This is a genomic window from Chitinophaga sp. YR573, from assembly GCF_900110995.1.
GTDB lineage: Bacteria > Bacteroidota > Bacteroidia > Chitinophagales > Chitinophagaceae > Chitinophaga.
In genome coordinates this window covers 200,023-225,864 of sequence record NZ_FOJF01000002.1, presented here as the reverse complement: position 1 = coordinate 225,864, position 25,842 = coordinate 200,023, and the positions used below count along the sequence as shown (strand labels likewise).

Genomic DNA, 25,842 nt, shown 5'->3' with positions numbered 1-25,842 from the left:
TGTCTCCAGGTAATCATATTTTACAAGCCTATCTGCAAGCCTGCCCTTATTGTTCTAAGCGGAGGAAGCGAAAAGTAATAAGGCGTTTCGGGATCAAATCCTTTATAACCGGTAAAGGTAAACAGGTTTTGCCCCTGTAAATAAACATGCAGATTTTTCAGCTTTAATTTTTTTGCTAAATCCTCTTTTATCGTATAAGAAAAAGAAACACTTCTGATTTTCAGATATGCCCCACTGGTATATGCAACGTCAGAAAAAGCTATATTCTCTTTTAACGCATATGCCTGACTGGAGGTGATGGTCGTAAATTTCTGGACATTGGTAATATCCCCGGATTTTTGCCAGCGGTCAAGCACTAATGTAGGCTGATTGAAAGCAAAACCTGGCACCTGAGGAGTGATAAAGGCAGAGTAGTAATAACTTAGTACCGTTTGTTTTTTAAATTCGAACAAAATATCCAGTTGAAATTGATGAAAACCGATTGAACTGTTTACTCCTCCATAATATTTAGGGTCCAGGTTTCCTAAAATCTGGTAATCCCCGGCTGTTAATTGATCATCCTTATCTACATCTTTAAATGTATATAACCCTGTATTCTTCTCTACGCCTGTTGACTGATATCCTTTAATAACATTTACAGAATACCCTACCGCATAGTTTGAATTATAAGATGAATTCTCTATCCCCGGATAGCTCACCAGTTTATTGGATGGCACGGTTAAATTCGCGTTTATTGTCCAGTTAAAATCAGCACGTTTAATCACATCCATGATTGCGGTCAACTCCAGTCCTGTATTTCGTATAACTGCCGGCAGATTTCTGGTAATAGTCATGAAACCGGTCTGAGAAGGTAATTTAAATTCCAGTAATTGATTATCACTCCGGTTCCTGTAATAAGAGATGGAAAAAAATAACCGGTCATGCAACGTTCTTAATTCAAAAGCCGCTTCCAGCTTTTTATTCCTTTCCCAGGAAAAAGTTGGATTTAAAAGCGATGTGGGTTGAGAAGTAGTTACGCCCTGATAAGGAGGGCCTACAGAAGACCACAGATCAAGATATTTATAATCCCCTATCTGGTCATTACCCGTTACCCCATAACTGCCACGCAGTTTACCAAAACTCAGGAAAGGGAGTAAGTCTTTTGCAAAATCTTCATTTGTAAAAATCCATGCAACGCCAAGAGATCCGAAAGTCGCATACGGTTTCTTTGGCCCAAAACGGCTTGATCCATCTCTTCTTACAGATATATTTGCAATGTACCTGTCGTTGTAATTATAATTGAAGCGTCCAAATATGGCAGCATACCTGTAATAATAACGTTCATTGGGCTGATATACGGTATCATAGGCACCAGCTAATGAATTTAATGCCAGATCGCTGGTATACCCTTGTCCGGATACATTTGTGCGGGAGAGACTATTAGATTGCCAGGAACCACCTAATAAGACCGATATTTTCCCTTTTAATGCTACACCCGAATAGTCCAGCTGAGGCTCTATAATGTAGTTATTAAATGTACTGGCTGCAAAGTTAGCAGTACCTGTTATCAGAGAGTTTGTGAAAGGGTTTTGTGATGCTATAGGTATCTGGGAATGCTCATGTGTTCTTAATCCGTTATAACCAAAATTGGTATGGAAGAAGAGTCCATTCATTATTTTATAACCAGGATTAAGACTAACTAACCAGCTATCCGTTTTGATCTCATATGTTTTCAGCAGATCAGCAGCAGGATTATTAAAAGTACCTCCATTTTCCTGCCAGTTCAACTTGCCTGCCTGATCATATAAAACAGGAGCATTAGGAGGCAAAAGGAAATTGCTGAATTCTGCATTGTACAAATTGTTATCATCCCTGGAATATTTAGTATTAAAATCCAGGGAGAATCTGGAATCAGGAGATTTATGATTCAAATTAAAATTGAATGTTCCCCTGTTATAACCCATGTCTGAAGGAAATACAGATGTTTCGTGGTGATACCCTGCACTTGCAAGAAACTGGGTACTGTTATCTCCACCAGAAACAGAGGCATTAGCATCTGTAGTCTGAGCAGTTCCACCTATTAAATATTTCTGCCAGTTAACATCCCTGTGCTGATCCCAAAGTTTGAGGTCTGGTGCATAGTTTACATCACCCGGAACAGAGTCTGGACTCATTCCATCATTGAAGAATGCCTCATTTCTCATTCCCAGATATTGCGGGGTAGAAAGCAATGGAAGCATATGGGCCACTGTTTTAATACCTTTGGAGACATCTATATTATATATCGTTTTTCCTGGCTTCCCCCGTTTGGTAGTAATTAATATTACTCCATTTGCACCACGACTACCATAAATAGCCGTAGCATCAGCGCCTTTCAGAATATCGATACTTTCAATATCGGCAGGATTCAGATTATTAAAAAAGCTAATACCCCCATCCCCTATATTCTGAGAAGCGACAGAAGAAAGTATATTCAACTTTTTACCCGGAGTAATAATAGGAATGCCATCAACAATAAATAAAGGCTCAGAACCATTATCTATAGAACTCCTTCCCTGAATCTGCATGGTGTAACTTGTTCCGGCAACACCACTGGATGCGGTAACAGGCAATCCCGCCACCTGGCCCTGCAATGCAGCAATTGGATTGGCTCCTCCTACCCGAATTATCTCCTTTCCTGTAATCCTGGTTACATTGCCAGTACTTAATCTTCTGGAGGTAGTTCCATAAGCAATCGCAACAACCTCATCCAGCATATTATCCGACCTGGATAGTTTAACATGCAGATAATTATCTGTTGGAACAACTACTTGTTGCTTCTTATATCCCGTATAGGTGATGTTTAAGATGGCCGCCTGCTTATCGTAATGCAGTATAAAGTTACCATGTTCATCAGAGGCGGTACCTATGCTGGTGTTATTTATCTGGACAGACGCACCTGGAAGAGGCATATTGGCCTCATCTGTTACAAGTCCTTTAATGGTAATAGTTTTATCCTGAATAGCTATTTTAACGGAAGAAGTATCAGATGATTTAGCAAAAATGATCATATCATCTTTAATAATCCAGGTAAGGCCTTTATCCTTTGCAAGCTGAGTTAAGATATCCAGCACTGTTCCATTTTGTGCGGTAATACTACATAACATTTTGTCATTAATCACAGTCATTGCAGCTACCACATTAAGATCGGCCTTCTTGCAAACCTTGCGTAGTACAGGTAATAAAGGTTTATTACTCACAGATATACTCATACGCCTGTTCAAACCTGGTGGCACATTATCTTGCCCCATAGCAGTCATTACGCTGACAATCAGGAGAAATAGCAGGCATAGTGCTTTATAAAATGCAGCACTAAATTTTGGTATTTTTAGCATAGAGAAGCGTGGAACCGTTTCTTTGGGTGTGTCTTTTGAAATTCCCCAACCATATAAGACAATTCTGATTTTAAAAAAGTATGAGTGATTCTACATTTTTTTTGTCCATTTTTTAGTTACAGAGGGGGTATTACCCTGTAATCCTTGATGGACGGACTTCTAGCACTTTTCCATTTTCTTCCCTAAAAAATTAGTTCCCGGCTGTTCATTTTGACATTGAAAAAATAGGTAATTTCGGTAATAATTTCCACGTTCGGATATGCCCCGGACAAAAAAGTTAGGACACACCAGACAGTCAGATCTTTTAGAAGTCATGTAACTAAAATTTTATACGCTCGTGCAAGAAAGGCAGATACAGGAAGATTTTGAGTTGTTCCGTCAAATTAAAGCCGGAGACAGGGGAGCGTTTTCAGTGATATATGAGAAGTATCGTGAAGTTGTCTATACTACCGCATATCTGGTACTCCGTGATAAGACTGATGCCGAAGATGTAATGCAGGAGGTATTCCTGGCTCTCTGGGCACAAAGAAGCAAGATCGAGATCAAATCAACTGTTAAATTTTACCTCTCCCGGATCGCTCATAATATGAGCCTTAATAAAATAGAACATAATTCCAACCACGCTAAACGCAACCTGCGTTATACTAAGATGAACGTTAATGTCGAGCATCCTCATGTGTATGTAAATAATAATGAACAAAGGGATACCCTTAATAATGCGATGAAAACGTTACCCGAAAAGAGTCGCCGTTCCCTCGAATTGGTTTACTTCGAAGAAAAGTCCCACAAAGAAGTAGCTGACCTTATTGGCCTGTCTGTTAATACCGTGAAAACACAGGTATACTCATCCTTAAAGTTGATGCGCTCCAAACTCCACTTAAAATAAATTTCGATCTACTCATACTTTTCGATCTTTAGTATTGTCTTTAATGTAATACTATGGGTTTAGACGCTATTGACATACAAACACTTATTATTGCCGACATATTAGGATCAATTACGCCTGAAGAAAAGGTTCAACTGAATAAGTTGATGGCAGAGGATGAAGATGTAAGAATCCAATATGAATATATCCAAAAGGAACTGGCATCAGAAGGCACTCAGGTTGCCGGAAAGGGTTATGCAACTGCTGATCAGTTGATAGCAATTGCCGGTAAACGGAAGCTCAACAAAATAATACAGCGGGTGGTTGCTGCTGCCTGTACGATACTTATTCTTGGAGGAGGATCATTATATTATATCAATTCTTCCTTGAAAGCTGATTCACCTGCATTTATGGGTGACAATATGATAAGGCTGACTGTTGGGGACAAGAAAATAAATCTTGAAAGCGATGCTTTAGAGATGAATGCCAACGGTTTCCTTTTACATAGTAATAATAAGACATTAACATATACGGGAGCCAGCGATACCTACAACACCAGTACACTTACCGTTCCTTCCGGAAAAGATTATAAGGTAATACTTAGTGATGGAAGTACAGTCATCCTTAACTCTGCATCTATACTGGAATTTCCGATGACGTTTCATGGCGATACACGTGAGATCAGGATTACAGGAGAAGCCTTCTTCAAAATAGCTAAAAATACAAAACCGTTTATCGTCCATACACCCAACAGTGATGTACAGGTGCTTGGTACTGAATTTAACGTGAACACTTACGATAGTGGTATCGTAAAAGTGGCTCTTGTAGAAGGAAGTGTAAAAATGAATGCCGGCGGTAGCAGTGTCTTATTAAAACCAGGTAACGCTGCCACCTTTGCAGGAAAAGATATTGTAGTGAATTCATTTGACCAGGAAGAAATGCTGGACAGGCAAAATGGAATCTTCAGATTCCCTGATGGTGTTACAATTGATGAAATTGCCCAGGCTATACCAAGGTATTCCGGCGTAAAGCTGATTGTTGATCAATCTGCAGCCGGTAAGAAATTCTTAGGTATTACTTATAACCGAAATAAGCCAATAGAATACTTTATGGAGCAACTAAATGCCACCAAGGAAATTATATCTTATAAACAAGGTGAAGTAATTCATCTGAAATAGTTCTTTCTTTTGTCAACTTTTCTATGAAAACCCTCATTTAACCAGGATAAGTCCTCCTCATTATAACCTTATATTTAGTTTAGCAGTAGACTAGCAGAACTAAACGCTTTCAGTTGTTTGTTAACCTTTTTTTTATTTATACATCCAACTAAAAGATAGATTAATGTTACAGTCACCAATTGCCCGCTTTTTGCAATCAGATGCAGGAGAATTTATTAAAAATTTTGGAATCTTGTTAACAATATTGATTTCAATTATTGTTCTGGCTGTAAGTGTAAGAAGCCTCAGACGCAGGAATTATATTAATCAGATTACTTCGTTAAAAGCAAAGTATATTGAAGATTTGCGTCAGCATATAGCTGAGTATCTATCTATGGCTATGGAATGTAATAAGGCCATCTTTGTTGAAAATTACAAAACGGGTATTGAAAGACACCGGTTGATAAAAGAACTGGAAAGAAAACACACCCTCATCACATTGTTTTTAGATAATAAAAATCCTGTAGACAGGAAACTGACTGATTATATCCAGGAAATAAGACTGGCAGCCATCACCAAACGTGGTAACGGATGGGAAATAGAAGCTGCTATTCAGCAACTGGTGAATTACGGTCAGCAAGTATTATTACTTGAATGGAAAAATCTGAAAAGAGAAGCCAGAAGCGGTTGCGTAGATTCCTATGAAGTTAATAACATCAGAGAAGAATTTATGCTTGCCAATGTAGATCTTTAATTAATGGTCGTTTAAAGGTAGCCCTCTGCGCTGAAACTCTTTCCAGTTCAGGTATTCATCGCCTTTTCTTTGTTCTGTCATTGTAATACAGTTATCAACAGGACAAACAAGCTGGCAGAGATTACACCCTACGCACTCATCCTCTTTAATAGAGTAAGTGTTGTAGGGATTACCGTAAGACAGGTTAATAGCCTGGTGTGAGCCGTCTTCGCATCCAATGTAACATAACCCACAATGGATACATTTATCCTGATTAATGTGAGCAACGATATGAAAGTTCATATCCAGCTCTTCCCAGTTTGTTAAAGTAGAAAGTGATCTCCCAATAAACTCATCTATTGTTTGAAACCCTTTTTCGTTCATCCAGTTGTTTAACCCATCACACATATCCTCGATAATACGGAAGCCATATTTCATGGCAGCCGTACAGACCTGCAGGGTCGTCGCCCCCAGCAACATGAACTCTACCGCATCCTTCCAGGTTTCGATTCCACCGATACCTGAAACGGGTACGGCAGAGGTCACCCTGTCCTGACCAATAGTAGTGAGCATCTTTAATGCGATAGGTTTTACAGCAGGCCCGCAATATCCCCCAAAAGTAGATTTACCCCCAACATTAGGATTAGGCACAAATGTATCCAGGTCTACACCTGTAACTGATTGAATCGTATTGATAAGCGATAACGCATGCGTACCTGCTTCCACCGCAGCCCTGCCGGTAGGTACTACGGAATGCACGTTGGGCGTTAATTTGGTAATAACCGGAATAGTAGCAGCTTCCATCACCCATTCCACCACCTTCCTGGCAATGTCAGGGTCCTGCCCAACGGCTGCACCCATCCCCCTTTCCGTCATACCATGCGGACAGCCAAAATTCAGCTCCAGCCCATGTGCACCGGTATCCTCCACTTTCTTAATCAGTTCATGCCAGCTGTTACGATCATTGTCGGCCATCAGCGAAACAATCATGGCCCGGTCGGGAAACAACCGCACACACTCTTTGATCTCTTTCAGATTAATGTCCAGGGGACGATCGCTGATCAGTTCAATATTGTTAAACCCCATCACACGACGCCCGTTATAATCTACCGCTGAATAACGGGAAGAGACATTCTTCACCTGGCTACCCAGGGTTTTCCAGACTACTCCCCCCCAACCTGCTTCAAAAGCGCGCAATACATTTATCTGCTTATCTGTTGGTGGCGCACTTGCCAGCCAGAAAGGATTGGGTGATTTGATACCAAGAAAATTGGCTGATATATCTGCCATATGAAAAGTTTAAAACAAATATTGCAATATTGCTTTTGCGCTATCCTTCCCTGCCTGTACTGCATCTACTACCTCTTTACCACCATTCACACAATCTCCGCCTGCAAATACACCTTGTATACTGGTAGTACTATTACCATCAATGATAACCTTCCCCTTATTATTATCCAGCTGATTACTGTATACCAGTTCTTCAAATGGCATCTGACCAGCAGCCTTAATCACCATGTCAACAGCTAAGGTGATGATCTCCCCGGTAGCTACCATTGCTCCTGTTACATCCAGTTTCACTATATTACAAACGAGTTGAGTAGCTTTACCATCTTCCCCCACTATCTCTTTGGGAGCTGCCAGCCATACGATCTTACAGCCATCCAGTTTAGCGATATTCAGTTCTGCTTCTGTACAGGACATCTCCTGTTGCGTTCTCCTGTAAACAAGGGTCACTTCTTTAGCGCCCAGGCGTTTTGCCTGTGTAGCAGCATCAATGGCTGTCATACCCATCCCTATTACCGCTACCTGGTCTCCTACAGGGATGGCAGGATATCCTTTGGTCCTGATATCATAGATGAAGCTGATGGCATCTACAACCCCATGTAACTGTTCGCCGGGTATTTCCAGCTGGCGGGCCAATCCTACCCCAAATGCGAGATACACTGCGTCATAGTTTTTTTGCAGGGTATCCAGACTGATATGCTTCCCCAGTTCCTGGTTGTATACGATTTCGATACCGCCAATGGAAGTAATGTAGTCTACTTCTTCCTGGCAAAACTGCGGCGTCACCTTATAGGCGGCAATACCGTAGGTCATCAATCCACCACCTTTACTTTCCTTTTCATAGATCGTTACATCTACACCTTCTCTGGATAATGCATGCGCGCAACTAAGTCCGGATGGACCGGCACCTATAACCGCTACTTTCTTACCTGTAGATGGTTTTCTTGTAAACAGCGGCCATTGTTCCTGTATAGCTCTTTCTGTAGCAAATCGCTGCAGGCGGGCGATAGGGATTGCCTCTTCTTCCATCAGATTGTATACACAGGCCCCTTCGCATAATTTCTCTACCGGGCATACCTTTGCACAACCTCCACCCATGATGTTAGACACTAATATAGTGTAGGCAGAGCCTCTGAGATTCTCTGTGGTGATTTGTTTAATAAACTTAGGGACGTCAATGCCTGTAGGGCAACTTTTTGTACAGGGAGCATCGTAACAATACAGGCAACGATTGGCTTCTACTAACGCAGCATCATACGTTTCAAACGGCGGACGTATATCGCTGAATTGCTCCTTGTATTCATCAGCTGTTAACCTGTTATTACGGATTGTCATAGCAATGATTTAAAGTTCTGTCAGTTTACCATAGGTTTCCGGTCTTCTGTCGCGGAAGAACTGCCATACGCTTCTTACTTCTTCTATCATATCAAGGTCGAATGATGCGATCAGCAACTCATCCTTATCTTCGGAAGCAGTGGCGAATACCTGTCCGCGTGGATCTACAAAATAAGAAGAGCCATAAAATTTACCCAGGTTCCAGGGCTTCTCCTCTCCCACACGGTTAATACATCCCATGAAATAACCGTTGGCAGCAGCATGTGCAGGTTGTTCCAGTTTCCATAAATACTGAGACAAACCGGCTACTGTTGCTGATGGATTGTAGACGATCTCCGCTCCATTTAATCCAAGACATCTTGCACCATCAGGAAAATGACGATCATAACAAATGTAGACACCCACTTTAGCATACCTCGTTTGAAATACAGGGTAACCTAAGTTGCCGGGTTTAAAGAAGAATTTCTCCCAGAAACCGGAAGTATGCGGAATATGGTTCTTACGGTATTTTCCCAGGTAAGTGCCATCTGCATCAATGACGGCAGCTGTATTATATAATATGCCGGCCTGTTCTTTTTCATATACCGGTACGATGATCACCATGTTGTATTTAGCAGCATAAACAGCCATACGGTCGGTTGTTGGTCCGGGTACACTTTCGGCCGACTGATACCACTTACTATCCTGTCCCGGGCAAAAATAAGGGGTACTGAAGATCTCCTGCAAACACAGGATCTGCACACCTTTTTCTCCCGCTTCTTCAATCAGCGGAATATGTTTTTGAATCATAGCCTCCTTGATCTCCTCAATAGTTCCTTCGCCTTCTGTCTTAGGCAAACTCATTTGAATTAATCCTGATTTGATAATACGCGACATAGTGATTTAATTTACTTTTTTACGTTTAATGAATTTACCATAGCCCTTTGGCACCAGGCATTCACCATTATCTATTGCTATTTTCCCTCTCAATAAAACTGTCTTTACTTTTCCGTTTATTTCCCATCCTTCATAAGCGGAATAATCCACGTTCATATGATGCGTAGATGCAGATAACACATGTTTTTTCTCCGGGTCAAAAATGAGGATATCCGCATCACTGCCTGGTGCAATGGTGCCTTTACGCGGGAACATGCCGAATATTTTTGCAGGATTTGCAGAAGTGATCTCTACATATTTATTGAGTGAAATCTTCTTTTTATGTACTCCTTCACTATACAGTAATTCCATCCTGTTTTCTATGGCAGGATGACCATTCGGTATTTTGGAAAAGTCTTCCGCACCCATCAGTTTTTGTTTCCACATAAACGGGCAATGGTCTGTTGCTACTATATTTACCAGTCCCTGGTTAATGCCCGCCCATAAAGTATCCTGGTCTTTTTTCTTACGCAAAGGCGGGCTCATTACCCATTTGGCGCTTTCAAAATCCCTTTCATAATAAGAATCATCCAGCAGCAAATACTGGATACAGGTTTCTACAAATACATGCTGATTCCTTTTGGTAGCATTGCGTACTGCATTCAATGCACCTTCACAGGTGAGATGTACAATGTAAGCAGTGCATCCTGTGTAGTTTGCAATATCAGCAAAACGTCCGGAAGCTTCCGCTTCTGTCACTTCCGGCTGAGAGAGATAATGATAACGGGGAGATAATTTCCCTTCGCTTTTATGTTTAGCTATCAGGTAATCAATCATATCCCCATTTGTGGCATGTACAGTCACCATTCCGCCCTGCTGTTTCACTTCCTGCATTAATGCTGTCATCTGACTATCATCAATCATCAGTGCGCCTTTATACGCCATAAATGTTTTGAAAGAGGTGATCCCCTCATCCACCATTTCTTTTATTTCCTTTTTGGTATGTTCATTAAAATCAGTGACTGCCATATGAAAACTGTAATCACCTACGGCTGTTCCATCTGCCCTGCCATTCCATTCATTCAATGCCTCTCTTAATGAATGCCCCTGTTTCTGCAATACGAAATCAATCACGGTAGTTGTGCCGCCATGTAATGCAGCCCTGGTACCCGTTTCATGTGTATCACTGGAAAAGGTGCCCATAAAAGGCATATCGAGATGTACGTGTGGATCTATACCACCAGGCATTACCAGCATACCGGATGCATCTATTTCCTGGTCTGCTTTTACAGACAGGTTTTTACCAATCGCAGTAACGACCTCTCCTTCTATGAAGATGTCTGCGATATAGTCGTCCGTAGCTGTAATGATCCTTCCGTTTTTAATCAGCAGTGACATAATTAACTTTCTCTTTAGTGATAGTAGTAATGATATAATAACTGATCCCCGATACAAAGAATCCTACAAACCAGGCATAACTGTATATGCCGGATAACCATTGTGGTACAGCATCCGGTGATATCAGTCCTATCGTTTTCAGAAAACCGGGAATATTGGGAAGTATGCCTAACAATAATGTGATCAGTGCATACCGGTTAAAACCATTAGTGAAACTATAGATGCCTCCTGGTTTATACAGTTCATCTACTTCTAATTCCTGTTTGCGTACCAGGTAATAATCAGCGATCATAATGCCGCCTACTGGTCCTAATAAACTGGAATATCCCACCAGCCAGGTAAAAATATATCCGGAAGGATCGGCTACCAGCTTCCATGGGAAAATAAGGATACCGATAATACCAGTCATGTATCCACCTGTGCGGAAATTGATCCTGGCAGGGGATAGATTGGCAAAGTCATTCGCAGGACTTACAATATTTGCGGCGATGTTGGTAGCCAGTGTAGATATGGCTACCGCAATCATGGCAAAGCTCACCAGTATTTTGTTTTCGAACTTACCGGCCAGCACTACAGGGTCCCAGATGGTAGCACCATATACAATGGTAGTAGCGGAAGTAACCACTACCCCTATGAATGAGAATAATGTCATGGATGAGGGCAAACCTAATGCCTGTCCTTTTATCTGTGCGCGCTGGTTAACAGCATATCTTGTAAAGTCCGGTATATTCAGGGAGAGTGTTGCCCAGAAGCCGACCATGGCTGTTAGTCCGGGTATGAAGAAAGCCCAGAAGGCTGCATTCGTAGTAAATTTAGATGGTTGTGTCAGTATAGGTCCCAGCCCACCACTAACAGCCGTAATAGCCCAGTATAACAATGCCAGTGCTGCCAGCGGCAGAAATATCGCTTTAAACACCAGCAGTTTTTTGATGCTGTCTATACCAAGGTATATGATATACATATTTAGTAACCAGAACAGGAGGAAACAAATGGCAGGCCCTGTAGGCAAGCCAAAAGACGCAGGGAATACCGGAGGCAATGTAGCCAGTGCAGGTATCCATAAGTGCAGCATCTGGAAGAGTGCAAAGCCACCTATCCATGTTTGAATGCCGAACCATCCGCAGGCCACAATTGCCCGCAGCATAGCCGGGATATTGGCGCCCTTTGTGCCGAAGCTGGCTCTGGCAAATACAGGGAATGGAATGCCGTATTTAGCACCGGCATGTCCGTTCAATAACATTGGAATCAACACTACAGTATTACCGGCGAAGATGGTGAGAATAGCCTGCCACCAGTTCATACCGCCTTCTATCAGTGAACTGGCCAGCATGTAGGTAGGGATACATAAGCTCATACTGATCCACAGGGCCGCATAGTTCCAGGTGCTCCAGGTCCTTTTGGAAGCAGGTACAGGTGCAAGATCTTCACTGTACAATGTTGTATTAGTATCCATAGTCTATGGTTAGATTACGTATTCATCAGCAATGGACAGAGCTTCATCAATCATCGCCAATCCTTCTTCTACCTGTTCTTTGGTAATACTTAAAGGAGGTGCAATGAACACATAGTTCCAGCGCACGAAAGCATACATGCCTAATTGCTTCAATTTGCCTGCCACCTTATTCATGATAGCCATCTCTTCCGGTTTGGCATTGAATGGAGCCATAGGCTCTTTAGTCGTGCGGTTTTTCACCAGCTCTATACAACCTAATAAACCTGTATTCCTGAAATCACCGATACAAGGATGCTGCTCTTTCATTTCTTCTATCCTTGCTTCTATATATACACCCATTGCAGCAGCGTTTTCTATCAGGTGTTCATCTTCGTAAATTTTCAATACTTCCACACCGGCGGCACAGGCTACCGGGTGAGCGGAATATGTGAGCCCCAGCCACAATACATTTTCATTAAAATGAGCAGCAATTGTATCACTTACAATCAAAGCACCGAGTGGTAAATAACCTGCTGTAATACCTTTCGCAGTAGCAATCATATCGGGGACAACACCATGCAGATCACAGGCAAACCATTTACCTGTTCTGCCAAATCCACTCATCACCTCATCAGCAATTAAAAGGATGCCGTGTTTATCACAGATAGCCCTAATCTTTTGCAGATAATCCGGTGGATATTTAATACATCCGGAAGAACCGCTTTCTCCTTCCATGAGAATAGCAGCCACATTTTCCGGCCCTTCAAATTCAATGACTCTTTCTACATGACTTACGCATTCCCGGTTACAGGTAGTAATTTCTTTCCCAAAAGGACAACGGTAACAATAAGGATCTTCTACGTGAACAATATTAGGTACCTGCTGGGAATCCAGTGCCAGTTTCCTTGGATCTCCGCCGGCTGTCATGGCGCCATAGGAAGCCCCATGAAATGCGCGGTAACGGGTAATTATTTTATGGCGGCCGGTATATAATCTTGCCAGCTTGATAGCGTTTTCAATAGCACTGGCACCACATACGGTAAACAGTGTTTTCTGCAGGTTACCGGGTGTAATTTCAGCCAGTTTCTTCCCCAGTTCTCCACGGGCCTGTGTAACACATCCGGGTGTTACATAACTCACTTCCTGCATTTGTTTTACGACGGCAGCAGTGACACGTTGATTACCATGTCCTATGTTTACATTGATCAATCCGGAAGAAAAATCTATATAACGCTTATCATCATAATCATATAGATAAACACCTTCTGCGTGTTTTACGGCAATCGGTGCAAGCCCCTTTTGTTTACTCCATGAAAACAGGGTGTAGTCCAGGTTATCCTGTATGATTTCCTGTGCATTTGATACAGCAACTAATTCTGCCATGTCATTGAATTTTGGTTGTATATTATTAGGCTAACTCATCCAGTTCACCCCTGCTTCAGGGTTCCACTTAGTCGTACTCTTCTTTAGTTTCGTCCAGAACTCTATCGAACTTTTGCCTGTTATATCCCCTACCCCGAATTTACTTTCATTCCAGCCTCCAAAAGAAAAAGGCTCACGGGGAACGGGTACTCCTACATTTACCCCTATCATGCCTGCACTGGCATTATCTGCTACATAACGCGCAAGACCACCATTTTCAGTAAATACAGAGGCGGCGTTTCCATACGGACTGGCATTCTCAATTATCAACGCTTCATCTAATGTATCAGTGCGTAGTATACTGATAACTGGTCCGAAAACTTCTTCTCTGGCAATTGCCATGTCTGGTGTTACATAATCAATTACGGTAGGACCGACATAAGTGCCGTTCTCTTTTCCTATTACAGTAATACCTCTGCCATCTACTAATATTTTGGCACCTGCATTTTCTGCTTCTGTAATATATCTTTCTATTCTTTCTTTAGATTCTCTGCTGATAACGGCACCTAAATTTTGCCCCGGTATAATCTTTTTTGCTTCTGCACAGATCTTTTCTACGATATGATCGACAGCTCCTACTCCTATCATCGCAGATGCAGCCATACAACGCTGACCAGCACAACCACTCATAGATGCCGCAACATTGGCTGCGGTCATATCAGGTCGGGCATCAGGTAATACCAGCAGATGATTCTTAGCGCCACCCAGGGCAAGGCAACGTTTTAGATTTTGCGTAGCACGCCTGTAAACGATTTTAGCCACCTTGGTAGAACCTACAAAAGATACGGCTTCTATATCAGGATGATCACAGATTGCGTTCACTATTTCACTGTCTCCGTTTACAATATTAAAAACCCCGTTCGGCAGACCAGCTTCCTTTAATAATCGGGCAATGATGGTAAGACTTAATGGTACCTTTTCAGAAGGTTTTATGATCATACAATTGCCGAGGGCAATAGCATTGGGGATGGTCCAGTTAGGTACCATAGCCGGGAAGTTAAAAGGGACTATCGCCGCTACAATGCCTAATGGCACATGTGATGTACGGCATTCCACTCCTTTACTTACTTCCAGTACTTCTCCCGTAATCAGCTGGGGCAATGAGGTGGCGAATTCAGTCAGTTCAATACACTTCTCTACTTCTGCGATCGCTTCCCCTATTGTCTTCCCGTTCTCCTCACTGACCAGTTCTGCCAATTCCTGCAGGTTTTTCTCCAGCAGATATTTATAGCGAAAGAATACCTGCACTCTTTCTTTAATAGGCATTTTACTCCAGGCGGGAAATGCAGCTTTTGCCGCATTCACAGCCTCGTCCAGGTCTGCAGCAGATGAACAGGGCATTTCTGCCAATGGCGTTCCATCTGTTGGAGAGGTAATAATGAGCGTCCTGGCGGACGATACTGGTTTAAAGTTACCGTTGATAAAATTTCTTATCCGTTCGTATTTCATATAACGGGGGTTTTGAGGAGAAGTACATATTCTATACTATACCTTTAATTTACTGAAAAAAATGTACATTTAATATATATTTTCTGAAAATTCTGTACAGGCAATGGGAAAAAATAAACTCACCGCTCCGGACGACCTGGATTTCTCCATCCTAACCCACCTCCAAAAGGATGGCAGGGTTTCATTTACGGTTATTGCAGACAAGCTAAAAGTATCTATAGGGACCATCAGAACGCGGTTCAACAGGTTGATAGAAGAAGGGACTATCAACATAGTGGGCAGGGTTGATCCGGACAAAGTAGGGTTCAGGTCCTATGCCCATATTGCCATATATATAAGGCCAGCGACCTTAAAAGAGCAGGTAGCCAAAAGAATTGCCCAGATGCCTGAAGTAAGTTTCCTGGCCATGACATCCGGCGCTTACGATCTTGAGGTAAATGTAATGTGCAGGGATAATGATCACCTGGTAGCTTTTATCAATGAGATCTCTGCATTTGAAGGTGTATCTCAGACAAATACAACGATGTATTTAAAGGTGTATAAATATGCCCAGCCGGATTTAATGTTATTAAAACAGTAACTATTTCGCTTAACGGGTCATGTGTAATACATTACCATGATAATAACAGCGCATTTTCACAATTCCTTTCATCGGTTTAAGAAAATCTTCCAATGGCTGACTCTTCTCCAGGTTACCTGTAAATGTTTCTCTCCCCAGTTTTTCATCATCAATTTTTACGGGAACGGCATACCATCTTTCTATCATCTTTGCTATTTCCGACAATGGTGTATCATGGAAATATAATACACCCTGCATCCATGAAAGTGTTATGCGTTCATCCAGTTCGGAGATGGAATGTTGATTTTTATTCCAGGTCAGTTCTTCTCCTGGTTTAAGATGAATCACCTTGTTATTACTGCTCACACTCACAGATCCTTTCACGAGTGCAGTTTTCAGCACATCTGTTACATACGTATTTACATTAAATTCAGTTCCAAGTACGGTGATATCACCTTTATCAGTATGTACTATAAAAGGATGATCTGCATTTTCAGCGATATTAAAATATGCTTCTCCTTCTATATATACTTCTCTTTTATCTCCTGAAAAAGAAAAAGGGAATTTCAGCCTGGTAACTGAGTTTAGTGTGACTTCCGTACCATCAGACAATTTCAACTTATAATCCAGTCGCGGAGGAACTTCTATCGTATTCCAGCCCTGAGCCGCGCCGCTTACTTCCATTAACTGTTTAATAGTAGAATGAGTGGAGATGGCATCATTGCTGGTTAAATCAATCGCCTTACCTCCTGTTACGTGAAGAATAACAGCATTGGAAGCTACAGGGTTTATCAATTGTGCTTTTTCCGGCGTTTGTCTGAATGTTAAATAAGCAGCCACTATTATCAATATAGATGCAGCTGCAAACCAGATTTTACGCATTGTAACAATGCTCGTTTTAGGTTGCAGCATTTTTTGTTCCAGTTGCTGCCATACGGCATGTACTGCTTCATCGCTTTGCAGTGCAGCCTGCTCATTCTGATAAAATTCAGCAAAGGCTTTTGCCGCCGGATTTTCTTTAAGGAGTTGTTCCAAATGAGCCAGTTCTTCAGGACTGATCCTGTTCTGTTGTTTTTTAATTAACAATCGCTCTACACTCGAACTATCCTCATTATATAACATACATTCTTTATTGTTCCTCTATAGAGAGGTATATGTAATAATTTTTAGTGACAACATCAGGTAAAAACTCTTCTGTATTTCTGCATGGCTCTTTTCATGTGTTCATTAAAGCTGTTAACTGATACCCCCATTTGTTCAGATGCTTCTTTATAGGAGAGCTGTTGCCAGTAGATCTTATCGATAGCATCCTTTTGTCTCTCAGATAGTGCCGCTGTTGCCAGTTGCAGCCTGTTTAACTGCTCCTGGGCCACTTCAGGCTGTTCTTCCCACTGATTGTTGAGATCTATCCCGAAATCCTTTAATCTGGCCCTTACTTTCGTTTCTGCGGTGGCCATATTAATACATTTGTGGTGTAGTATTACCATCAGGTATGCTTCGGGAGACACCTTCACATTACAGAAAGTATTCCGTTCCCATAGCTGTAAAAAGACTTCGTTAATAGCATCTTTTGCTTTAAACTCATCTCCCAGTATTTTCATTGCTTTGGAAAACAGGATGTTATACTCCTTTTTATACAGTTGTTCAAAGGCTTTTGCATCTCCTTTTATCAGTCCCTGTAATAAGATATTTTCTGACACACATGACATATATATAATAAGTGGTATTTTGAGTCTGTTTTATTTACTCCTCAGTATAATTTATGTTGCTTATCTCCGAATAGCGTAACATATAAAACGTAGCGACTAATTTGCCATTAACCAATTATTAACGAAATTCATTTCCACCGTTGTCACCAAACCATTTTATTTTTTGCTCTTCATACGGGACAAATATGATTTATCAGCCAATTCAACGTCGCACCATGAGATTGTCAATATGGTTATTTATTAGCTTACTCTACCTACAACTGCCTGTCTACAGCTTACAGATTGAACCTAAGGTTTCTATATCAGGTACCTATACATTACAAAAGATCTTTCAAAAAATTGAGCAGCAGACGGGAAAACGTATCTTTTATGCGAACAGCATACTGGATGACCAGCAAAAAGTAAATATCAAAGCAGTTAATAATACAATTCCAGAGGTGTTATCACAAATCCTCGCCGGTAAAAAACTGGAATGGTCTATCGAGCCTAAGTTCATTACTATCGTAGCAATCAAAAACCAACCAATTCTAAAATCTACGTTTACTGAAGCAGATACGACCATTACAGTTACCGGGAGGGTAACTAATGAGAAGGGGGAGCCGGTTATCGGAGCGACAGTGGTGGCACAGGGGACGAGGAATGCTGTTACCACGGGTACTGATGGCAGCTTTGTTGCACATAATGTACGCTCCAATAGTTCTTTAATTATATCGAGTATTGGTTATTCAAGTCAGGAAATATCTTACAAAAAAAAAGGCTCTTTAGGGAATATTCAATTGAAAGAGTATGTCGGAAAACTAGATGAGATGGTGATAATTGCTTATGGAACGACTACCAAAAGATTTAATACCGGTGATGTGGTTACAGTAAAAGCAGAGGAAATAGAAAAGCAACCCGTAAATAACCCTTTATTAGCTTTAGAAGGAAGAGTTCCCGGAATGGAGATAACACAAAGTACTGGTTTAGCAGGAAGTGGTGTAAAAATAAGAATACGCGGACAAAACAGTTATTTCAACGGTAATGATCCATTATACATTATAGATGGAGTACCCTATACACCACAATTATTAAAAAATCTTGGCAGTATATTAGGAGGCTCAGGAAATGAAAGCACAGGAATTTACGGCAGCCCGCTCAGTTATATTAATCCAAACGATATTGAGTCAATTGACATTTTGAAGGATGCAGATGCTACAGCTATTTATGGTTCCCGTGCCGCTAATGGTGCAGTGCTGATTACTACAAAAAAAGGAAAACCGGGGCAAACAAAAGTTGATGTTAATATCCAAAGAGGTATTGGGAAAGTAACAAGGAAAATTGATCTGTTAAATACCAGACAATATCTCGACATGCGTTATGAAGCATTGAAAAATGATAATGTAACTATAGGTAATGGGATTGGTGGTGATATTGATTTAACAAAATGGGATACAACCCGTTATACTGACTGGCAGAAAGTACTTATAGGAGGTACAGCCCATTACAATGAAGCAAGAGCTTCTATATCTGGTGGAAATTCAACTACACAATATTTAATTGGCGGAACATATCATAAGGAAACTACTGTATTTCCCGGCGACTTTAACGATCAGAAAACATCAGTACATTTTAATATTACAAGTAGTTCTGCTGATGAAAGATTCACTGCTACATTTTCCGGAAATTACTTATATGATGTTAATAAATTGCTACAATTTGATTTAACTAATAATATTAATCTTGCCCCGAATGCTCCTGAGATATATAACAAAGATGGCAGTTTAAACTGGGCAAATTCTACCTGGACAAACCCTCTTTCCTATTTACAACAGAGATTCAGAAGTCAGACAAGCAATCTCATAAGTAATGCAATACTTGGTTACAAAATATCGAAAAGTCTGGAGGTTAAAACAAGTTTTGGTTATAATAATATGCAGCTTAATGAGGTCAATGTAAGACCTCATTCTTCAGTTGATCCCGCATTCTGGTCTTCAGATGTAAGACAGTCAAACTTTACCAATAACACAAGCAAAACATGGATTATCGAGCCACAGATTACTTATAAGCATACTATTGCCAAAGGTGAATTACAGACCCTTGCAGGGGCAACTATCCAACAGAGTGATGATAACGGACAAATTTTGCATGGAGAAAAATTCATCAGTGATAAAGTAATGGAAGATATAAAGTCCGCTCCTATTGTTACAATCAGTTCAACAACAATTGCTCAATACAAATACAGTGCAGTATTTGGACGGTTAAATTACAACTGGGAAAACAAATACCTGATCAATTTAACTATACGTAGGGACGGAAGCAGCCGGTTTGGTCCGGAAAATCGTTTTCACAATTTTGGAGCTTTAGGTATTGGATGGATACTTTCCAATGAGCATTTCTTTCAGAAATCCATTCCATCTTTAAGTTTTGCAAAGATCAGAGGAAGTTATGGTGTAACGGGTAATGACCAGATTGGTAATTATCGTTATATGGATCTTTATTATGCCACTAATCTGAGCTACCAGGGAATAGTAGGATTGTATAATCAGAACTTATCTAATCCTCTCTTAGCATGGGAAAAAACTAAAAAACTGGAAGGCGGTCTTGAATTAGGCTTTTTAAAAGACCGGATATTTACAAGTATCAGTTACTATAAGAACCACTCATCAAATCAATTAACAAGTTATATTCTACCAAGTGTTACCGGGTTTGGTTCCATAGACGCAAACCAGGATGCAAATATAGAAAACCGCGGATGGGAATTTTTAGTCAATACAATTAACATTCAGTCCAGCAGCTTTCGCTGGACCAGTTCATTTAATTTGTCTGTTACAAAAAATAAACTCGTTTCGATTGGCCCAACTGTACTTGGTATAGATAGTCAATATGTAGGTCACCCACTGGGGACCTTTTTCACTTATCACTTATCAAATGTCAATCCGGCAACCGGACAATACCAATTTATAGATAGTAAGGGCGCTACTACAACTAATCCTGATTATACAGATTTAACAGTTCCGATTAATCTGACACCGAAATTCTATGGTGGTTTTCAAAACAATTTTGAGTATAAGAACTTTCAATTAAGTATTTCATTGCAATTCATAAAACAAATTGGTCTTAATAATAAATTCGGAAATTATCCAGGCGGATTCTATTTTGGAAATCAGCCTGTAACAATATTAAATCGCTGGAAAAAAACAGGAGATGTTGCACCTGTTCAACGTTATAACCAGGACTTTTCACTTTACGATGGTTATAGCAAGGCAAACGGAAGTGATGCAGCTTATTCTGATGCATCTTTCATCCGGTTCAGGAACATTTCTCTTTCCTATTCTCTCCCTATATCTACAATTCAAAAGCTTCACCTTCAAAAACTGAGGGTCTATCTTCAGGGACAAAATCTATTTACTATCACTAAATACCAGGGAGGAGATCCGGAAACAAGAAGTTTAACATCACTGCCTCCTTTAAAAGTTTTAACCGCCGGTATCCAGCTTTCTTTGTAAAAATTGAATCATGCGCACTCAATATATCAAATTTTCACTTTACAGTTTTTTGCTCATTGTTATACTCATGTCATGTAACAAACTGACAGAAGTAAATCCACCGGAAACGGCTATTACAGGAGAAACCGTTTATACAGATGATGCAACTGCAATAGGAGCTGTAACCGGGGTATACGTAAGATTTTCCGACAACACACTGGCAGGCGGGCTAAATGGTATTTCAATACGTACAGGACTATCTTCAGATGAACTGACCCTTTTCCCCGGTGTTTCAAATATATTACTTCAGAAAACTTATTTAAACGCGCTTTCCGCTCAGGATTATTATGGAATCTGGGAGAATTCATATACATACTTACAAACAGTTAATGCTGCCATTGAAGGTCTGGCAAAAAGCACAAGCCTTACATCAGCCGTTAAAAAACAACTACAGGGCGAAGTTAAATTCTTACGCGCTTTCTTTTATTTTTACCTGGTAAACCTTTATGGGGATGTTCCATTATCAACTACCAGTGATTATAGAACCAATGCAACAAATGCCCGTACTGATAAGGCGGATGTCTACAAACAAATTGTTAGTGATTTAATAGACGCTCAAAACCTACTTACTGATAATTACATAGCTTCTGATGGCGTAAGTAACACACCTGAACGTGTTCGTCCTAATAAATGGACGGCAACAGCCTTGCTTGCAAGGGTTTATTTATATACCAAAGACTGGGCAGGAGCAGAAACACAATCAACCAATATAATTAACGCAGGCATTTACAATTTAGAAACTGATCTTAATAAAGTATTCCTGAACACCAGTACCGAAGCAATCTGGCAATTGATGCCAGTAGATCCCACATGGAATACTTATGATGCCAGATCATTTATACTCACTAATGGGCCCGATAATGACGATCATCCTGTTTATCTGAGTTCCTTCTTATTAACCTCTTTTGAGTCGAATGACCTACGCCGTGAAAACTGGATAGGAGAAAATAAAGTAGAGGCATCTACTTATTATTATCCCTATAAATATAAAAGTGCAAAGGCAGATACAGCGCTTACAGAATATACCATGATTTTCCGTTTGGCTGAACAATATCTGATACGTGCTGAAGCCCGTGCCCAACAGGAGAATATAACCGGAGGATTGGAAGACCTGAATAAAATCAGGACCAGGGCCGGATTAGTTGAATATAGTACAAGTTCGATGACAGTGTTAATTTCAGCTATCATGAAAGAAAGACGCGTTGAATTATTCACTGAATGGGGACATAGATGGCTTGACATGAAAAGGAATGGTACTGTAAATGATATAATGAATATAGTAACTCCTCTTAAGGGTGGTTCGTGGAGTACTAACTGGCAATTATACCCTGTTCCATATGCTGACATAAAACTTAACCCACGTCTTAAGCAGAATGATGGATACTAGTTATCATAAAATATTATATAATGAAGATTCTATCTTTCTTAATAGCCATACTAATTCCTTGTAGCATATATGCACAAGCAATAATAACTAAGGATAATATCGATTCCTTAATGAGCGCTGTACTAAGTTCAAATGATAACAGCTTTAAAGTTCTATATAAAAACAGATTAAAGGTTGATTCTGTTATGGGCATACCCAACTATCTACAGGGGATGATAGATTTCATCATTGCTAAAGAAGAAATAGATCCTATCATCTTTTCAAAAACAAATCCGGAAAAGTACAAACCAAATTGGGATAAAATAACCACTACTATTAGCAGGAAATATAATATCGACTATGCAAATCGTACAGTAACAGGAGCAAAGGTAAGATGGGCTTCCTGGAAACAAGACTGGGCAGAGCACACTAAAAACTTAATAATCTTTGTTGAAAAGTATGATACAGATAAAAGTGCATTCAATCTTAATAACAAAGCCTGGTCAATTTTTGAACATAGTAATAAAACGGATGAACTGAATACAGCTCTAAAATGGAGTAATTATTCTTTAAAACTGGAACCTGCTTCAGCCAATTGGATAGATACCAATGCCAATATATTATATAAATTAGGGAAAAATAAAGAAGCTATATCGCTTGAGGAAAAAGCGGTGAAATTAGAACCGGAAAATCAGGAATTTAAAATTAACTTAGAAAAGATGAAAAACGGCGTTTCCACCTGGCAATAATTTAAGCTATCGTTTGCTATTCTTAATATGAAAAGGACTTTAATAACCATATTGCTTCTTTCTTTCAGTATATACCTATGGGCTCAAAAGAAACCTCTTGATCATACATTATACTCCAAATGGACAAGAATAAATGATATAAAAATCAGTAATAACGGGAATTATGCTCTTTATTATTTCGGCTCCGACAATCATGCTTCGATGATTGTACAGGATATTAAAAGACCGAACTGGGAAAAGGAGATCCCAAATGTGGATACATGGAAAGCAACTTTTACAGAAGATAGCCGGTTTGTTATATTCACTCAAAATCAGGATACTCTTTGTATAATGAATTTAAAAACGGGTGATATTGAGCATATTCCACAGGTAAAATCCTTTACACTAAACCACCAATCGCTGGTTTATCTGTTGAATTCTCAGGATCAAAAATTAATAGTGAGAAATCTGCAAACAGGCATTCAACAAAAATACACAGATATTGATGATTACTTTTGTAATAATGATGGAACGGTGATTTTGTTACAGAAAAAAGCAGATACTACTCATGAACTTGAATGGTTAAATGTAGAAACCAATGCAATTAATACCATATGGCAAGGTAAGAAGATTTCTAATTGTATATTTAATACAACTTCAGAAGAGTGTTCATTTATAGAAAAAGAGGATAAAGGAGATGAATCTATACATACACTATGGCTGTATAAACAAGGAGACGAAAAGGCAACAGTGCTTGTAAATGGTCAAACAACCGGCATGGAAAAGGGTATGTTACTAAATAATAGTGCGCCTAAATTTAGTAAGGACGGTAATTATATATTTTTTGAATTAATCTCTCCACCCCCAACTACTGATAACACCGTTAATGTCTGGCATTATAATGATAAGATAATACAGCAAGATCAGTTAAAAGATCTTACAAACTATTACCAGGCTGTAATTCAAAAAAAGAATGGTCATGTTGTAAGATTCACCAGTGAAAATGAAAGTGTAGCATCCAGCTTCGACAATAATAATATCGATGAAAACATTCTCATTAAAACAAATTTTAATTATGATAGCGATTGGCTAAGGGATATGCGATCTTCCCTTTACTTATTTAATATAAAAAACAGTACGCGTAAAATTGTCAAAAAAGATATGATTCTTGACAATGGCAGTTTATCCAGGTCATATGTATTATATTATGATGCTGAAAAAAGACAATATTTCACTTATAATATTAAAACAGGTAATACTGTAAATGTATCCCAATCTATTAAAGAGCCTTTATATGATGTAGAAGGAGATCATCCTCGTGTACCGTCCTACTATGCATCCAGGAGTTTTATATGGTCACAAAATGATAGTGCCGTACTTATTTATGATCGATATGATATATGGCAAATAGATCCATTAGGGATCAGGTCCCCCATAAACATCACCAATGGTTATGGTAAGAAAAATCATATTGTTTTTCGAATTATTGAAACAAAATGGAATATAGATAAATACCTAAAGGACGGTTCTTTAATCTTAAGTGCTTTTAATCTTAACAATAAAGAAAATGGCTTCTATAGTATAGATGCTGATAAAAAGAAGAACCCTATACAACTATCTATGGGTAAACATTTAGATTATGTAGGTCTTATCTCACCAAACTCACAATTACTGTACGATTATCCTCCTGTAAAGGCCCTTGATACAAACGCATATATTATCCGGCGATCCAGTGTAACCGATGCTCCTAACTTTTTCTATACAAAGGATTTTAAAGATTATGTTCAGATCAGTCATAATGAACCTCAAAAAGATTATAACTGGATGACTTCAGAATTGGTTAAATGGAAGCTGCCCGATGGTAAACCTGCAGAAGGAATATTATATAAACCTGAAAATTTTGATCCCAATAAAAAATATCCCATTATATTCTTTCTATATGAAAGAGTGGCCAATGAATTAAATTACTGGTATGACTTTGAACAATCCAGTGGAGATATGAATATTCCTTATTTTGTTAGTAATGGTTATATAGTATTTCGTCCGGATATTTATTACAAAATTGGAGAGCCAGGGGCGAGCGCATATAATTCTGTGATGAGTGCCTTGAAATATTTAAGTAATAACCCCTGGATAGATGTTCACCATGCGGGCTTACAAGGCCACAGTTTTGGAGGGTATGAAGTAAATTATCTGGTAACAGCGGCCCATGCTTTTACAGCAGCAGCATCGGCATCCGGCCCTGTAGATTTTTGTAGTATATACAGCCTGAGTAGCTATAACCGGTATATGACAGAAAGTTATCAATGTCGAATAGGCGGAACTCCGTGGAACAAACTCAACTTATACCTTAAAAACTCCCCTTTTTTCCAGGCGAATAAAGTAACAACGCCCCTGTTACTAATGGTTGGAAAAAATGATAATTCAGTTCCTCCACAACAGGGTATTGAGTATTTTCTGGCTTTACGCCGTTTGAAAAAGAAAGCCTGGTTACTTGAATATGAGAATGGAGGACATCAGGGAGGGGGAATTGATTATACAATCAGGCTTGGACAATTCTTCGACCACTATCTTAAAGATTCTATCGCACCTAAATGGATGACAGATGGAATTAATGCAAGACTTAAAGGTATTGATCCTGGATTTGAAAAAAGTAAATAAAAATGCGGG

At 39.8% G+C, this 25,842-nt stretch carries 18 protein-coding genes; 8 read left to right on the top strand and 10 right to left on the bottom strand.

All coding sequences use genetic code 11. From position 1 onward, the window contains the following. Positions 1-20 precede the first annotated feature (20 nt). The gene (locus BMW86_RS20935) at positions 21-3,353 is read right to left on the bottom strand and encodes a SusC/RagA family TonB-linked outer membrane protein (RefSeq protein WP_089783900.1); all 3,333 of its coding nucleotides are present in this window, start codon (positions 3,351-3,353) and stop codon (positions 21-23) included. Between the two features lie 337 nt (positions 3,354-3,690). Here BMW86_RS20935 and BMW86_RS20930 point away from each other — a divergent pair, with 337 nt between their 5' ends. The 3 genes from BMW86_RS20930 (at position 3,691) to BMW86_RS20920 (ending at position 6,129) form a co-directional block, all read left to right on the top strand. Next, entirely contained in the window at positions 3,691-4,239 is a 549-nt protein-coding gene (locus BMW86_RS20930; RefSeq protein ID WP_089783899.1) for an RNA polymerase sigma factor, read from the top strand. 53 nt (positions 4,240-4,292) lie between these two features. Further along, positions 4,293-5,396 (top strand): FecR family protein, encoded by a 1,104-nt coding sequence (locus BMW86_RS20925; protein WP_089783898.1) that lies wholly within the window; start codon positions 4,293-4,295, stop codon positions 5,394-5,396. A 163-nt stretch (positions 5,397-5,559) separates the two neighbouring features. Beyond that, complete coding sequence (locus BMW86_RS20920; protein WP_089783897.1) at positions 5,560-6,129, top strand: hypothetical protein; 570 nt, start codon at positions 5,560-5,562, stop codon at positions 6,127-6,129. Here the strand turns inward: BMW86_RS20920 and preA are convergent, their stop codons facing one another. The 7 genes from preA to BMW86_RS20885 are packed head-to-tail and all read right to left on the bottom strand — an operon-like array spanning position 6,130 to position 15,286. Next, positions 6,130-7,398 (bottom strand): NAD-dependent dihydropyrimidine dehydrogenase subunit PreA, encoded by a 1,269-nt coding sequence (preA, locus tag BMW86_RS20915; RefSeq protein ID WP_089783896.1) that lies wholly within the window; start codon positions 7,396-7,398, stop codon positions 6,130-6,132. A 9-nt stretch (positions 7,399-7,407) separates the two neighbouring features. After that, a complete protein-coding gene (locus BMW86_RS20910) occupies positions 7,408-8,730 on the bottom strand; it encodes an NAD(P)-dependent oxidoreductase (protein WP_089783895.1) in 1,323 nt (440 codons plus the stop codon). A 9-nt stretch (positions 8,731-8,739) separates the two neighbouring features. After that, positions 8,740-9,606 carry a nitrilase-related carbon-nitrogen hydrolase gene (locus tag BMW86_RS20905; protein WP_177189344.1) on the bottom strand — a complete coding sequence of 289 codons (867 nt, stop codon included), beginning with the start codon at positions 9,604-9,606 and terminating at the stop codon, positions 8,740-8,742. A gap of 6 nt (positions 9,607-9,612) precedes the next feature. Continuing rightward, complete coding sequence (gene hydA / locus BMW86_RS20900; protein WP_089783893.1) at positions 9,613-10,983, bottom strand: dihydropyrimidinase; 1,371 nt, start codon at positions 10,981-10,983, stop codon at positions 9,613-9,615. Next, the gene (locus tag BMW86_RS20895) at positions 10,967-12,436 is read right to left on the bottom strand and encodes an NCS1 family nucleobase:cation symporter-1 (RefSeq protein ID WP_089783892.1); all 1,470 of its coding nucleotides are present in this window, start codon (positions 12,434-12,436) and stop codon (positions 10,967-10,969) included. The genes hydA and BMW86_RS20895 overlap by 17 nt, the downstream gene beginning before the upstream one ends. Before the next feature lie 9 nt (positions 12,437-12,445). Next, the gene (locus tag BMW86_RS20890; protein WP_089783891.1) at positions 12,446-13,798 is read right to left on the bottom strand and encodes an aminotransferase class III-fold pyridoxal phosphate-dependent enzyme; all 1,353 of its coding nucleotides are present in this window, start codon (positions 13,796-13,798) and stop codon (positions 12,446-12,448) included. Between the two features lie 30 nt (positions 13,799-13,828). Continuing rightward, complete coding sequence (locus BMW86_RS20885; RefSeq protein ID WP_089783890.1) at positions 13,829-15,286, bottom strand: CoA-acylating methylmalonate-semialdehyde dehydrogenase; 1,458 nt, start codon at positions 15,284-15,286, stop codon at positions 13,829-13,831. Between the two features lie 103 nt (positions 15,287-15,389). On the opposite strand from BMW86_RS20885, the gene BMW86_RS20880 reads away from it, so the two are divergent. Beyond that, positions 15,390-15,866: an Lrp/AsnC family transcriptional regulator gene (locus BMW86_RS20880; RefSeq protein ID WP_089783889.1), complete on the top strand. Its 477-nt coding sequence runs from the start codon at positions 15,390-15,392 to the stop codon at positions 15,864-15,866. Positions 15,867-15,875: 9 nt separating this feature from the next. Here the strand turns inward: BMW86_RS20880 and BMW86_RS20875 are convergent, their stop codons facing one another. Both BMW86_RS20875 and BMW86_RS20870 read right to left on the bottom strand, forming a co-directional pair. Beyond that, positions 15,876-16,967, bottom strand: a complete 1,092-nt coding sequence (locus BMW86_RS20875) for a FecR family protein (RefSeq protein WP_089783888.1) — start codon at positions 16,965-16,967, stop codon at positions 15,876-15,878. A 56-nt stretch (positions 16,968-17,023) separates the two neighbouring features. Continuing rightward, complete coding sequence (locus tag BMW86_RS20870) at positions 17,024-17,545, bottom strand: RNA polymerase sigma factor (protein ID WP_177189343.1); 522 nt, start codon at positions 17,543-17,545, stop codon at positions 17,024-17,026. 224 nt (positions 17,546-17,769) lie between these two features. On the opposite strand from BMW86_RS20870, the gene BMW86_RS20865 reads away from it, so the two are divergent. From BMW86_RS20865 to BMW86_RS20850, 4 genes are all read left to right on the top strand, one after another. Further along, entirely contained in the window at positions 17,770-21,039 is a 3,270-nt protein-coding gene (locus BMW86_RS20865; RefSeq protein WP_177189342.1) for a SusC/RagA family TonB-linked outer membrane protein, read from the top strand. A gap of 67 nt (positions 21,040-21,106) precedes the next feature. Continuing rightward, entirely contained in the window at positions 21,107-22,465 is a 1,359-nt protein-coding gene (locus tag BMW86_RS20860; RefSeq protein WP_177189341.1) for a RagB/SusD family nutrient uptake outer membrane protein, read from the top strand. 20 nt (positions 22,466-22,485) lie between these two features. After that, positions 22,486-23,193, top strand: coding sequence for a hypothetical protein (locus tag BMW86_RS20855; RefSeq protein ID WP_143056645.1), 708 nt, complete (start codon positions 22,486-22,488; stop codon positions 23,191-23,193). 201 nt (positions 23,194-23,394) lie between these two features. Beyond that, positions 23,395-25,833 carry an alpha/beta hydrolase family protein gene (locus BMW86_RS20850; RefSeq protein WP_177189340.1) on the top strand — a complete coding sequence of 813 codons (2,439 nt, stop codon included), beginning with the start codon at positions 23,395-23,397 and terminating at the stop codon, positions 25,831-25,833. Positions 25,834-25,842: the final 9 nt, after the last annotated feature.

What these genes read in the sequence shown, in the direction of transcription:
- BMW86_RS20935 (WP_089783900.1), bottom strand. Translation starts at nt 3,353, where the DNA reads ATGCTAAAAATACCAAAATTTAGTGCTGCATTTTATAAAGCACTATGC.
- BMW86_RS20925 (WP_089783898.1), top strand. Translation starts at nt 4,293, where the DNA reads ATGGGTTTAGACGCTATTGACATACAAACACTTATTATTGCCGACATA.
- BMW86_RS20920 (WP_089783897.1), top strand. Translation starts at nt 5,560, where the DNA reads ATGTTACAGTCACCAATTGCCCGCTTTTTGCAATCAGATGCAGGAGAA.
- preA (WP_089783896.1), bottom strand. Translation starts at nt 7,398, where the DNA reads ATGGCAGATATATCAGCCAATTTTCTTGGTATCAAATCACCCAATCCT.
- BMW86_RS20910 (WP_089783895.1), bottom strand. Translation starts at nt 8,730, where the DNA reads ATGACAATCCGTAATAACAGGTTAACAGCTGATGAATACAAGGAGCAA.
- BMW86_RS20905 (WP_177189344.1), bottom strand. Translation starts at nt 9,606, where the DNA reads ATGTCGCGTATTATCAAATCAGGATTAATTCAAATGAGTTTGCCTAAG.
- hydA (WP_089783893.1), bottom strand. Translation starts at nt 10,983, where the DNA reads ATGTCACTGCTGATTAAAAACGGAAGGATCATTACAGCTACGGACGAC.
- BMW86_RS20895 (WP_089783892.1), bottom strand. Translation starts at nt 12,436, where the DNA reads ATGGATACTAATACAACATTGTACAGTGAAGATCTTGCACCTGTACCT.
- BMW86_RS20890 (WP_089783891.1), bottom strand. Translation starts at nt 13,798, where the DNA reads ATGGCAGAATTAGTTGCTGTATCAAATGCACAGGAAATCATACAGGAT.
- BMW86_RS20885 (WP_089783890.1), bottom strand. Translation starts at nt 15,286, where the DNA reads ATGAAATACGAACGGATAAGAAATTTTATCAACGGTAACTTTAAACCA.
- BMW86_RS20880 (WP_089783889.1), top strand. Translation starts at nt 15,390, where the DNA reads ATGGGAAAAAATAAACTCACCGCTCCGGACGACCTGGATTTCTCCATC.
- BMW86_RS20875 (WP_089783888.1), bottom strand. Translation starts at nt 16,967, where the DNA reads ATGTTATATAATGAGGATAGTTCGAGTGTAGAGCGATTGTTAATTAAA.
- BMW86_RS20865 (WP_177189342.1), top strand. Translation starts at nt 17,770, where the DNA reads ATGAGATTGTCAATATGGTTATTTATTAGCTTACTCTACCTACAACTG.
- BMW86_RS20860 (WP_177189341.1), top strand. Translation starts at nt 21,107, where the DNA reads ATGTCATGTAACAAACTGACAGAAGTAAATCCACCGGAAACGGCTATT.
- BMW86_RS20855 (WP_143056645.1), top strand. Translation starts at nt 22,486, where the DNA reads ATGAAGATTCTATCTTTCTTAATAGCCATACTAATTCCTTGTAGCATA.
- BMW86_RS20850 (WP_177189340.1), top strand. Translation starts at nt 23,395, where the DNA reads ATGATTGTACAGGATATTAAAAGACCGAACTGGGAAAAGGAGATCCCA.